Source organism: Kiloniellales bacterium, assembly GCA_030066685.1.
In the GTDB taxonomy this organism is placed as follows: domain Bacteria; phylum Pseudomonadota; class Alphaproteobacteria; order Kiloniellales; family JAKSBE01; genus JAKSBE01.
In genome coordinates this window covers 193,998-205,881 of the sequence record JASJBF010000010.1, presented here as the reverse complement: position 1 = coordinate 205,881, position 11,884 = coordinate 193,998, and the positions used below count along the sequence as shown (strand labels likewise).

Below are 11,884 nucleotides of genomic sequence, written 5' to 3'. Positions count from 1 at the left end.
ATTAACCCGCCTTCGCCTTGAACTGGGCGTAGAGCTTTTCCGGGGCGGCCTCGAAGTACTTGAAGAGGGCCGGGCAGAGCCAGCCTTCCTTGTCGAGGGCGGCGCTGTGGTACCACCAGCCGCCGAACTCCTCGCGGCGGCGCTCGAAGACCGCCTGGTGGCCCGGGAAGGGCCGGTCCGAGAAGATCAGCGTGAAACCGGCCGCAGCCTCGGGAATGCCGGCGACCATGGCGTCGATGACCTCGTCGGCGCCGGAGACGAAGGGCTCCTTGTCGAGCCCGACCGCCTCGTCGTCGAAGACCCAGAGGCCTTCGTGCTTGTAGGGATGGATGGCGCGGAGGACGTTCATCTGTCTCGGCCGCTCACCGTCAAGGTCCGATCGCCAGACCCTAGCAGGACCGCCGCGGGCCGGCGAGATCCGGCAGTGCGAGCTACTGCTTGGTCTGCGGGAAGAGGGCGTCGAAGTCGGCGCGGAGGGCCCCGATTGGCTTGAGGTCGAGGCCGGCCGGGTCTTCGGGCAGGGCGTCGAAGTCGATGGCGCCGATTCGGGTGGCGACGTCGTATTCGCCGAGCGCCGCGTCGAGCATCAGGAAGGCGGCGCCACCGAGGCCTTCCAGGGTCTCCGGTGTCAGGCCGGCGACGAAGAGGTCGAGGTCGGCGTGGTCGGTGTCCGGCATGAGGCGGTACCAGAGGCCCTCGGGCTCGAGCACGGCCTCGCCGAGCTGGACCCGGGCGCAGGCAGCCTTGCGCGGCCGGAAGGCGACGATCCGCCAGCCCGGCACCTCGGGCGCGGCCTGCCTGAGGGCGGCGACGGCGGGGAAGAGGCTGCGGATGCCGCCGGCCGAGAGGATCAGCTCGTAGACCCCGTCGTCGGCCTGGCCGTATTCGAAGCAGAGCTCGGGATGGACCCGGCGCAGGCGGTCGCCGATCTCGTTGACCGCGGCTTCGAGCTTGGCCGTTCCGCCGCCGTGGGCTTCACGCAGGCGCGCCTCCGCCGACCGGAACCATTGCCAGAAGGCATCGAAGGGTGAGTCCGCCGCCGGCGCCTCGGCGCCGCCACGGCCCGACAGCCCATCCATTACCGACATGTCCTTCGCCCTCCAGTATCCGCCGCCGCCGGTCCGCCAAGGCGACGAAGAACCCGGCAGCCTGCCAGAGAGAGCTTTCGATTCCCTCTACGGCTGCTGCAGGCCGGGACGGCAGGTCTGCAGCGGAAGCAGGACAACCCAGCGCGCGTGGCGGTGGACGCGGCCCCGGCAAGCCGCTCTAATCCGCGGGCCTTTGGTTACCGATTTGAGACGGGCGCGCTGCGCCGCCCGGTTTCGAGAAAGCGCCTCTTGATGGTGATGGAAGCAGGAGTCCTCTTGCTGGTCCTGCTGGCGGCGGTGCTGCACGCCAGCTGGAACGCCCTGGTCAAGGCGGGCGAGGACAAGCTGGTCATGCAGACCCTCGTGATCTGCGTCCACGGCTACCTGGCCATGCCGCTGCTGTTCTTCCTGCCGCTGCCGGCGCCGGCGAGCTGGCCCTACCTCGGGCTCTCGGCAGCGATCCACTTCCTCTACTACGCCGGGGTGATCGGCGCCTATCGCCACGGCGACCTGTCGCAGGTCTATCCCATCGCCCGCGGCTCGGCGCCGGCGCTGGTCGCCCTGGGCGCCTGGGTCCTGGCTGGAGAGGCGCTGAGCGCGGCCGAGCTTCTGGGGGTCTTCACGGTCTCGCTGGGCATCGTCTCGCTGACCGGCCTGCCGGCGCAGTTGCGGCGGGCCAGCGGGCAGGGCGACGGCCGCGAGGCCAAGGCCATCGGCTTCGCGCTCCTCACCGGAGCGACCATCGCCAGCTACAGCCTGGTCGACGGCCTGGGGGTGCGCGAGTCCGGCCACGCCCTGTCCTATATTCTCTGGCTCTTCGCGCTGGAGGCGGTGCCGCTGACCGCCTTCGCTGTGTGGCGCCGGCGCGGGCGGGTGGTCGCGGCCTTCAAGCCGCACCTCAAGGCCGGAGCCATCGGCAGCCTGCTGTCCGGCCTGGCCTACGGCATCGTCATCTGGGCGATGAGCGTGGCGCCCATGGCGCACGTCGTGGCGCTGCGCGAGACCTCGGTGGTGATCGCCGCGCTCATCGGCACGCGCCTGCTGCGCGAGCCCTTCGGCCGCAAGCGAATCGCCGCCGCCGCGGTGGTCGCGGCCGGCGCGGTCCTGCTGGAGACCGGCGGGTTCTAGATCCGGGCCTCAGGAGAGCTGGTAGGAGGTGACTTCGTCCTGGTTGACGAAGGCGAGCCGTCGGCCGTCGTCGAAGGTGATCGCAACCTCGGTGCCGCTGGGCAGGGCGCGCTTCTCGAAGCCGGTGATGGTCGCGCCGCCGAGGCCCTCGTTCTCGCTGAGGTCGACGACCTTGTACTGGATCATGCCGTCGGGCTGGTTGGGCAGCGCGTCGAGGCGCTCGCCCTTGCGCAGGAAGATGGTCCCGGCGTTCAACCTCAGGCGATAGGCCTCGCCGGCGACCACGAGGCCGACCGCGTAGGCCGGCTCCTCAAGCTTGCCTTCGCACCAGAACTCCTGGCAAAGAACTTGGTCCAGTACCTGCCCGGAGAGCTCCGGCCAATCGCCGATCACGGTCAGTTCGTTCTCGCTCATCGCTCCGCCACCGTTTGCTCCCTCGGCCAAGTCGCCTGGGAAGGGGAATCCTGAATACACCGGCAAGATTACCAAAACCCTTCCACGGCGAAGCCCGGGCGGCGCCGGGCGGCGAGCCCGTTTAGGCTTTCGGTAAGCTTGAGGGCCTAGGATCCCGGTCGCCAAAACAGTGCCTCCCGCGAGGGGGCGGGAGACCCGCGACCGTGGCCGACGACAGCGTGCAACCCGACGAGACGTCCTTCGGCCGCCGCGTTGTCAGGCGGCTGGCCCGGGAGCGGTTCATCACCGCCCTGCTGGCCCTCAACGTCGGAGTCTTCTTCACCATGGCCCTCGACATGATGGCCGACGCCCAGGCGCAGGAACACTTCGGCGCCAACCTGATGATCCTCATGGTGATCGGCGTGGTCATGATCTGGGTGCTGATCAACGTCGTGCGCGCCGAGGACTAAACCGCCTGCCTCACAGGAGATCGGCGCCGCCCGCCTCCGCGGGGTTGCTCCGCGGCGGGAAGGCGGTGGCGTCGCGCAGGCGGTGATGATCCCGAAGCGCCCAGTGGACGCTGGGAAAGGCAATCTCCTGCCAGGGGATCTCCTCCCAGTCGAAGAGACCGACCTCCTCGGATTCCGGACCGGCGGCGATCGCGTCCGAGACCAGACGGGCCCGGTAGATCAGCTGGATCTGGCTGATCCGACGGATCGCGTAGACGGCGAGCAGCTGATCGATCTCGATCTCGGCGCGGGCTTCCTCCCAGGCCTCGCGCCGGGCCCCCTCGTCCGCCGATTCGCCGAGCTCGAGGTAACCCGCCGGGAGGGTCCAGAGGCCCTTGCGCGGCTCGATCGCGCGCCGGCACAGCAGGATCCGGTCGCCGCGGCTGATCACCGCGCCGACCACGACCTTGGGATTCTCGTAGGCGATGAAGCCGCAATCGCGGCAGACCAGGCGTTCGTGGTCGTCGCCGGGCGGCACCCGGCGTTCGAAGCCGGCGCCGCCCCGCTCACCGGGCTCCGGCAGGCTTTTGGACTCTGTCATGGCCTTACTCTGGACCAAGGTCGCGACGCTCGGCAAGCCGCCGCCAGGCCGGCACGCTTTGCAGCCCGACCCTTCCGTACTAACCTGTGTCTGCCTTACCTCATCCGGAGACCTGTCCTTCGGAGACTCGGGGTCGGGCGGGAAAGACGTTCGCAAAGGCCTGGTGCAAGACGCATCCGCAAATCGGCCACATTCCCGGCGTGTTGTGGTGTCTTCCCAGAACGCCCCGGACCCTGGCGCAGCCGCGCCGGTGGGTCGTAGGAATAGGTGCCAAAGAATCCCAGCAGAAATGCAAGGCTATTCTTGTCTTCGCAAATCCAATTTGTGGGTGCGATGGATTAGTTCCAGTGGTAAGAATAACTTTGTCAAAGTCGTTTATGAAACGTTAACCATAAACTTGCGGAATTATTCTGCATCCAAGAGGCACGGGTGGGCCAGGCCCCCCTTCTTTCGGAGATCGGCAACATCACGTCTCCGAGCGGCAGATGAAGGCGGGGCCACGCACGACATAGGCTTCCCGTCGGGTGCGCAGTGCAGGAACGTCGCCCGATGGTCGATCCGGAGTCGGATCAAAAGGAGCTGTTGAGGCTGGCCCAGGAGATCTCCTCGGCCAGCCGGCGCGCTCTACTCTCGACGGTCGCCGACCTCTTCGGCGAACGGCCGGAGGTTCTGACCGAACGCGAGCGCGCCCTGATGTCGGACATTCTCGGCAAGCTGCTGCGCGAGGTCGAGACGGCCGTGCGCCGCGATCTGGCGGCGCAGCTGGCCGAGCGGTCCGACGCGCCGCAGGAGCTTCTGCTCCACCTGGCCAACGAAGAGACCGAGCTGGTCCGGCCGGCCCTGATGAAGACCGAGGTGCTGAAGGATCCCGAGCTGATCGAGATCGTTGTTCACCGAACGCTGCAGCACCAGCTGGCCGTCGCGATGCGCCGCATGGCCTCCGCCGAGGTCGCCGACGGCCTGCTCGAAGCCAACGGCACCGACGTGATCAAGGCCTTGCTCGAGGACCCGAACCCGAAGGTCTCCGAGGCGACGATGGACTACCTGGTCGAGGAATCTCGCCGCGTCGACAGCTATCAGGAACCCCTGGTCAAGCGCGAGAGCCTGAACCCGGAGTTGGCCAGGCGCCTCAACCTTTGGGTCGCCGCCGCGCTGAGATCCCATCTGCTGGAGCGCTTCGAGGTCGATCCCGTGATGCTGGACGACCTCCTGCTGGCGGTGATGCGGCATCTGGGCCCGGATGCGGTCCCGTCAGATGCGCCCGGCGGGCAAAGGCGCGGCGCCGCCGAAGCCCTGGCCGCGCAGCTGGACGCGGAAACGCAGATCACGCCCCAAAGCCTGATCCACATGCTGCGGGACGGCGAGGTCTCGCTTTTCGAGGCGGTGCTGGGCCGAATGACGGGGCTGGAGCGGCCGCGCCTCCAAAGGGTAGTATACGAACCGGGAGGCCGAAGCCTGGCGATCGTCTGCCGGGCAACAGGTATCGAAAAACCGGTCTTCGCATCGCTTTTTCTCTTGAGCCGGAAAGGCCGGCCGAGCGAAAAGGTATCCGATCCGCAAGAGGTGGCTCAGGTGATGGCTTTGTTCGACCGCATCGATCCGGATGCTGCACAGCGCGTAGTGCGCTTGTGGCAACGCGACTGGGCCTACCAGGACGCGATCGACCAGGTCTGAGGGGGCAGGCAATGCGCCTCAAGCGTGCCAGGGGGACGCGGGTGATCGAAGCCGCCGCCGCCTCGGGCTTGCCCGGCGAGATACTGTCGCGGCTGCAGCAGGAGCTGCTGGACAATGGACCGCCCTACTGCGTCACCGACCCCGATGGCGTGGTGACCTATGCCAACGCCGCCTACCGGCGCATCCAGCCGGCGCTTGAGGAGATCAGGGAAAGCGCGCCGACCCCCGAGATCGTGGCGACCCTCCAGTCGCTGGAGACGCCGCTGTTGCGCGAGATCAACCTGAGCATCGACGATCGCGAGGAAGCCTACCAGGTCGAGTACAGCCTGCTGCGCGACAACCGCGGCAAGGTCGCGGCGGTCCTCGGCCGCTACCTGCCGGCCAGCGCGGTCGCCGAGGCCGAGCGCGCCCGGGCCCTGGCCGAGGAACGCTTCTCGGACCTGACCCGCCTGGTCTCAGACTGGGTCTGGGAGACCGACCGCGACCTCAAGCTGGTCTACGTCTCGGCGCGGGTGACCGACATCCTCGGCCACCATCCCCGGCAGATGATCGGCCGGCGGCTCGACCGGATCGCGCGCCAGCCGAAGGAGCCCGGCCGGAAGCGGCTCGACCGGAAGACCCGGACGCCTTTCCGCGGCCTGGAGATGGAGATGGCGCACAAGAGCGGCGGCCTGCGCCTGTTCCGGCTCAACGGGCTGCCGATCTACTGCCAGAACACCGGCGAGTTCCAGGGCTATCGCGGCACCGCCGAGGACATCACCGAGCTGCGCGCGCGCGAGATCGCGCTGCACCGGGCGGTCGATGCCGCCGAGGCGGCAAACCGCGCCAAGAGCGAATTCCTGGCCAACATCAGCCACGAGCTGCGCACGCCCCTGAACGCCGTGATCGGCTTCTCCGAGCTGATCAAGTCGGAGGTCTTCGGCCCGATCGGCATCGACCGCTACAAGAACTACGTCGACGACATCCTGGACAGCGGCCGCCACCTGCTCGCCCTGATCAACGACATCCTCGACGTGACCCGGCTGGAATCCGGCAACGTTGTGCTCAACGAGAGCCGCATCGTGCCGGAGGACCTGCTGCACGCCGCCCTACGCGTGGTCGAGGACCGGCTGCATGCCAGCGGGCACGACCTGGAGATCGCGGTCGACCCCGGCTTGCCGCTGCTGCGTGCCGACGCGGTCAAGCTGAAGCAGATCCTGCTCAACCTACTGACCAACGCGATCAAGTTCACCCCGGAGGAGGGCCGCATCGAAGTCAGGGCGGGCCGCAGCGAGGACGGCGGCATGGTCTTCAGCGTGCGCGACACCGGGATCGGCATCGCCTCGGAGGACCGCGAGATCGCGCTCACGCCCTTCCGCCAGGTCGACAACCGCCTGGCGCGCAAGTTCGAGGGCACCGGCCTCGGTCTGCCCATCGCCAAGGCCCTGACCGAGCTGCACGACGGCAACCTGTCCCTGGAAAGCAAGCTCGGCAAGGGCACCAAGGTCACGATCCACCTGCCGCGCAGCCGGGTCGTCGAGACCAAGCCGGCCGGCGTCTGAGACCGGTCGACTTGGCCGGGGACGACGCGTCACCCCATAAGGAGTCCCCAGCGCAGCGGGCCGTGTGGCGGGCCGCGGCCCGGCAGGGCGCCCGCGAAGCCTTCGGCATACCCGCCATCGTGCTCGGCGCCAGCTTCCTGGGCTTCGGCGCTCTGGTCCGCGAGGCCGGGCTCTCGCCCTGGCACGGCCTGCTCTCGACCGCACTGGGCTGGGCCCTGCCCGGCCAGGTCGCCATGGTCGAGCTCTACGCCGCCGGCGCCTCGCTGGCCGCAATCCTGGCCGCGGTCGCGCTGACCAACGCCCGGCTGCTGCCGATGACCGTCTCCCTGATGCCGCTGCTGCGCGCGCCCTGCCGCGGCCGCGGCGCCCTCTACCTGGCGGCCCACTTCGTCGCGGTCACCGGCTGGGCGGCAGCCATGCGCCAGGCGCCGCTGCTGCCAGCGCCGGCGCGGCTGCCCTACTTCCTCGGCTTCGTCGTGGTGATCTGGGGCAGCTCACTTCTCACCACGGCCGGCGGCTACTATCTGGCCGGGGCCGTGCCGGCCGAGGTCACCCTGGGTCTGGTCTTCCTCAATCCGATCTACTTCATGCTGGTCTTCGCCGCCGACGCCCGACGCCGCGCCCGGGTGCTGGCCCTGGTGCTGGGCGCGCTGGCCGGGCCGTCGCTCTACCTGGTGGCGACCGACTGGTCGCTGCTGCTGACCGGGCTGATCGCCGGGAGCCTGGCCTTCCTGGGCGACCGCTGGTGGCGCCGCCGCAAGGAAAGCCCGCGGAGCCACCATGGCTGAGCCGCTCGCGCTCTGGCCGCTGCTGGTCGTCCTGGGCGGGGCCGCCGTCACCTATGCCTGGCGCGCGCTCGGCGTCTTATTATCCGATCGTATAGAAGCCGACAGCCCGGCCTTCGAGTGGGTGGCCTGCGTCGCCTACGCCCTGCTGGCCGGCCTGATCGCGCGGATGATCGTGCTGCCCCTGGGCCCACTGGCCGAAACCGCGCTCAGCCACCGGGTCGCCGCCGCGGTGATCTCCTTGGCGATCTTCTTCCTGACCCGCCACAACCTGCTGCTCGGCATCGCCGCCGGGGTCGGTGCCCTAACCCTGCTGACCCTTGGCTTCGGTTAGGATGCACGACACCATAGCCGCGCGGCAGGAAACGACGGCCCGTCGACCGGCAGGCGCATTACCGAAAGCACACGAGAATTTGAGCGCCGAGCGCCTCGATCGCCCCAATATGGACGGAAATGAAAAAACCGCCGACGCGTAACCTCCGACGGTGGCGGCGCATCCAATTTCGGACTCGCCCGCGCCTCTCGGGGGTTGCAGACGGCCGGGAGACATCGGGGGCTCGCGGGATATCCGGCCGAGCCATAGGTGCGGGTCGGCGCCGGCAGCCTTCTCGGCCCGACGCGCAGAGGGTCGCCGAGTCCTGCCGACCTAGAGTGCCGACGTTGAGGGAGACAAGACATCATGATCGCGCAGCTTTCCGACTTCGTGATCACCCTATTGAGTCTTCCGCCGGGCCTCTTCATCTTCGCGGTCGGCCTGCCGGTTCTGGTCGTGGTCGTGCTCTTCATGCAGGACGTCTCGCCGACCCGGCATGCGATCCGGCGCAACTATCCGCTCATCGGCCGCTTCCGCTACTACGTCGAGCACCTAGGCACCTTCTTCCGGCAGTACGTCTTTGCGATGGACCGCGAGGAGATGCCCTTCAACCGCGAGCAGCGCTGCTACATCTACCGCGCGGCCAAGGACTTGGACACGACGCGCGCCTTCGGCTCGACCCGGGACCTGCGGCCGGCCGGCAGCGTGTCCTTCGTCAACTGCCCCTTCCCGAGTTTGGAGAGCGACGCCGCCGTCGAGCCAGCCCGGGCCCGAGAAGGATGACGCCATGAACAGCACCTCCCCCCTGAAAGTCACGGCGCCCTTCGACGGTGCCGAGATCGCGAGCCTGCCGACAGACGACGCCGGCGCGATCGAGGCCAGCCTGGCGACGGCCGAGCGCCTGTTCCGCGACCGCGACGGCTGGCTGCCGCTGTGGCGGCGGATCGAGATCCTCGAGCGCGCCGCCGAGCAGATGCACCAGCGGGTCGAGCCGCTGACCCTGCAGGCCACCCGGGAAGGCGGCAAGCCGCTGACCGACTCGCGGGTCGAGGTCGAACGCGCGGTCGAGGGCTTCAAGGCCGCCCTCGACTGCCTGCGGACCGAGGCCGGCGAGGTCGTGCCCATGGGCCTGAACCGGGCCTCGGCCGGGCGCATCGCCTTCACCCAGAAGGAGCCCATCGGCCCCGTCGTGGCGGTCAGCGCCTTCAACCACCCGGTCAACCTGATCGTCCACCAGGTCGTGCCGGCGGTCGCGGCCGGCTGTCCGGTGATCGTCAAGCCGGCCGAGGACACGCCGCTGTCCTGCCGCAGCGTCGTCGAGATCCTGGTCGAGGCCGGCCTGCCGCCGGCGTGGTGCCGGGTCGTCCACCCGGCCGAGCTGAGCCTGGCCGAGGCCCTGGTCACAGATCCGCGGGTCGGCTTCTTCAGCTTCATCGGCAGCGCGCGGGTCGGCTGGCACCTCCGTACCAAGCTGGCGCCCGGCACCCGCTGCGCCCTGGAGCACGGCGGCGCGGCGCCGGTCATCGTCGCTGCCGACGCCGAGATCGACGAGATCCTGCCCAGCCTGCTGAAAGGCGGCTTCTATCACGCCGGACAGGTCTGCGTGTCCGTCCAGCGGGTCTTCGCCGAGCGGCGCATCGCCCGCGATCTGGCAGAGGCCCTGGCCGAAGGCGCAATGAAGCTCGCGGTCGGCGACCCGACCGAAGAGTCGACCGAGGTCGGGCCCCTGATCCGGCCCGGCGAGGTGACACGGGTCGGGGAATGGGTCGAGGAGGCCGGCGCCGAACGGGCCCTGACCGGCGGCCGCAGGCTGTCGGAGCGCCTCTATGCGCCGAGCGTGCTCTACGATCCGCCGGCCGACAGCCGGGTCTCCACCCAGGAGGTCTTCGGCCCGGTCGTCTGCGTCTATCCCTACGACACGATCGACGACGCGGTCGCGCGCGCCAACGCGCTGCCCTTCGCCTTTCAGGCGGCGGTCTTCACCCGCGACCTGGACGCTGCCCTGGCCGGCTTCCACCGGCTGCGGGCCAGCGCGATCATGGTCAACGACCACACCGCCTTCCGGGTCGACTGGATGCCCTTCGCCGGCCTCGGACAGTCGGGCCTCGGCGTCGGCGGCATCCCCCACACCCTGCGCGACATGCAGATCGAAAAGATGCTGGTGCTGCGCAGCCCCCTGGCCTGAGCCGCCGGCCGGCCCCCCGAACCCACGATGGAGCCCCCAGCCATGAAAGCCTCCGACCTCTTTGTCCGCTGCCTCGAAGCCGAAGGCGTCGAGCGCATCTTCGGCGTGCCCGGCGAGGAGAACGCGGATCTCATGATCTCCCTGCTCGACTCCAAGATCGACTTCGTGCTCTGCCGGCATGAGCAGGCCGCCGCCTTCATGGCCGACGCCTACGGCCGCCTGACCGGGAAGCCCGGCGTCTGCCTGGCGACCCTCGGGCCGGGCGCGACCAACCTGGTGACCGGCGTCGCCGACGCCAACATGGACCGCGCGCCGCTGGTTGCGATCATCGGCCAGGGCTCGACCGCGCGGCTGCACAAGGAAAGCCACCAGAACATGGACTCCATCGCCATGTTCGAGCCGATCTCCAAGTGGGCGCGCTCGATCCTCAACCCGGCGACCATTCCCGAGGTCGTGCGCAAGGCCTTCAAGGTCGCCCAGATGGAGAAGCCGGGCGCCACCGTGATCGAGCTGCCCGAGGACGTCGCCGAGGCGGAGGTCGACCTGCAGCCCATGGTGCCCAGCCGCACGCGCCGGCCGGCCGCCGACTGGAAGGCCGTGCACCAGGCGGTCGACCTGATCCTGGCGGCCAAGGACCCGCTTATCCTGGCCGGCAACGGCACCGTCCGGAACCGCGCCGCCAAGCAGCTGCGCCGCCTGGCGCGCAAGACCGGCATCCCGGTCGTCAACACCTTCATGGGCAAGGGCGCAGTGCCGATGGACGACCCGCACTGCCTCTTCACCATCGGGCTGCAGGGCAAGGACCACATCCTGCGCGCCTTCAAGAAGGCCGACCTGATCGTCTCGGTCGGCTACGACCTTGTGGAGTACGCGCCCGGCTTCTGGAACCCGGAGCGCGACAAGCGGATCGTGCACATCGACTTCGAGCCGGCCGAGATCGACGAGGCCTATCCGGTCAGCGTCGACATCTGCGCCGACGTCGCCGACGCCCTGTGGCAGATCAACGAGCGCATCAACGAGGTGCGGGGCGAGGACCTGCCGCTGCACGACATCGGGCGCTGCCGGGAGCTGCGCGACACCATCTGGGCGGACCTGACCGCGGAGCGGGAGGACACCGCCTTCCCGATGAAGCCGCAGCGCATCCTGAACGACATCCGCGCCGCCCTGCGCCCCCAGGACATCCTCCTCTCCGACGTCGGCGCCCACAAGATGTGGGTCGCGCGCTACTACCAGTGCCTGGAGCAGAACACCTGCCTGATCTCCAACGGCTTCTGCTCCATGGGCTTCGCGCTGCCCGGCGCCATCGGCGCCAAGTTCGCCGCTCCGGAGTCGAAGGTGGTGGCGGTCTGCGGCGACGCCGGCTTCCTGATGAACGTCCACGACCTGGAGACCGCGGCGCGCCTGAAGATTCCCCTGGTGGTCGTGGTCTGGCTGGACGGCGAGTACGGCCTGATCAAGTGGAAGCAGCAGAACCACTTCGACGGCCGTCATTCCGACCTGGCCTTCACCAACCCGGACATGGAGCTGCTGGCGAAATCCTTCGGCATCTGGGGCCGCAAGGTCGAAGCCGCCGCCGACTTCCGCCCGACGCTCGACGAGGCCCTGGCCCAGGACGGCCCCTGCCTGATCGCCGTCGAGGTCGACTACGCCGAGAACCGCAAGCTGACCAAGCGCCTGGGCGAGGTCGAGCTGCACCTTTAGGGGGCGAGAGTGTCGAGGGCCTCACC

General features: G+C 69.0%; 13 protein-coding genes. 9 read left to right on the top strand and 4 right to left on the bottom strand.

Features of this window, described 5'->3' with window-relative positions:
* Window position 1 precedes the first annotated feature (1 nt).
* Window positions 2-349, bottom strand: a complete 348-nt coding sequence (locus QNJ30_08795; GenBank protein MDJ0943549.1) for a hypothetical protein — start codon at window positions 347-349, stop codon at window positions 2-4.
* Window positions 350-431: 82 nt separating this feature from the next.
* Window positions 432-1,088: a hypothetical protein gene (locus tag QNJ30_08790; GenBank protein MDJ0943548.1), complete on the bottom strand. Its 657-nt coding sequence runs from the start codon at window positions 1,086-1,088 to the stop codon at window positions 432-434.
* Between the two features lie 252 nt (window positions 1,089-1,340).
* Here QNJ30_08790 and QNJ30_08785 point away from each other — a divergent pair, with 252 nt between their 5' ends.
* The gene (locus QNJ30_08785; GenBank protein MDJ0943547.1) at window positions 1,341-2,216 is read left to right on the top strand and encodes an EamA family transporter; all 876 of its coding nucleotides are present in this window, start codon (window positions 1,341-1,343) and stop codon (window positions 2,214-2,216) included.
* 9 nt (window positions 2,217-2,225) lie between these two features.
* Here the strand turns inward: QNJ30_08785 and QNJ30_08780 are convergent, their stop codons facing one another.
* Entirely contained in the window at window positions 2,226-2,630 is a 405-nt protein-coding gene (locus QNJ30_08780) for a hypothetical protein (GenBank protein MDJ0943546.1), read from the bottom strand.
* A 203-nt stretch (window positions 2,631-2,833) separates the two neighbouring features.
* On the opposite strand from QNJ30_08780, the gene QNJ30_08775 reads away from it, so the two are divergent.
* Window positions 2,834-3,079: a hypothetical protein gene (locus QNJ30_08775; GenBank protein MDJ0943545.1), complete on the top strand. Its 246-nt coding sequence runs from the start codon at window positions 2,834-2,836 to the stop codon at window positions 3,077-3,079.
* 10 nt (window positions 3,080-3,089) lie between these two features.
* Here the strand turns inward: QNJ30_08775 and QNJ30_08770 are convergent, their stop codons facing one another.
* Window positions 3,090-3,659, bottom strand: a complete 570-nt coding sequence (locus tag QNJ30_08770) for an NUDIX hydrolase (GenBank protein ID MDJ0943544.1) — start codon at window positions 3,657-3,659, stop codon at window positions 3,090-3,092.
* 549 nt (window positions 3,660-4,208) lie between these two features.
* On the opposite strand from QNJ30_08770, the gene QNJ30_08765 reads away from it, so the two are divergent.
* The 7 genes from QNJ30_08765 (at window position 4,209) to QNJ30_08735 (ending at window position 11,858) form a co-directional block, all read left to right on the top strand.
* Window positions 4,209-5,333: a DUF2336 domain-containing protein gene (locus QNJ30_08765; protein MDJ0943543.1), complete on the top strand. Its 1,125-nt coding sequence runs from the start codon at window positions 4,209-4,211 to the stop codon at window positions 5,331-5,333.
* A gap of 11 nt (window positions 5,334-5,344) precedes the next feature.
* The gene (locus QNJ30_08760; protein MDJ0943542.1) at window positions 5,345-6,874 is read left to right on the top strand and encodes an ATP-binding protein; all 1,530 of its coding nucleotides are present in this window, start codon (window positions 5,345-5,347) and stop codon (window positions 6,872-6,874) included.
* Window positions 6,875-6,936: 62 nt separating this feature from the next.
* Window positions 6,937-7,662 (top strand): AzlC family ABC transporter permease, encoded by a 726-nt coding sequence (locus tag QNJ30_08755; GenBank protein ID MDJ0943541.1) that lies wholly within the window; start codon window positions 6,937-6,939, stop codon window positions 7,660-7,662.
* Window positions 7,655-7,993 (top strand): AzlD domain-containing protein, encoded by a 339-nt coding sequence (locus tag QNJ30_08750; GenBank protein ID MDJ0943540.1) that lies wholly within the window; start codon window positions 7,655-7,657, stop codon window positions 7,991-7,993. Before QNJ30_08755 ends, QNJ30_08750 begins: the two co-directional genes overlap by 8 nt.
* A 345-nt stretch (window positions 7,994-8,338) precedes the next feature.
* A complete protein-coding gene (locus tag QNJ30_08745) occupies window positions 8,339-8,755 on the top strand; it encodes a hypothetical protein (GenBank protein MDJ0943539.1) in 417 nt (138 codons plus the stop codon).
* A 4-nt stretch (window positions 8,756-8,759) separates the two neighbouring features.
* Complete coding sequence (locus QNJ30_08740) at window positions 8,760-10,157, top strand: aldehyde dehydrogenase family protein (protein MDJ0943538.1); 1,398 nt, start codon at window positions 8,760-8,762, stop codon at window positions 10,155-10,157.
* A gap of 42 nt (window positions 10,158-10,199) precedes the next feature.
* Window positions 10,200-11,858: an acetolactate synthase large subunit gene (locus QNJ30_08735; GenBank protein ID MDJ0943537.1), complete on the top strand. Its 1,659-nt coding sequence runs from the start codon at window positions 10,200-10,202 to the stop codon at window positions 11,856-11,858.
* Window positions 11,859-11,884 lie beyond the last annotated feature (26 nt).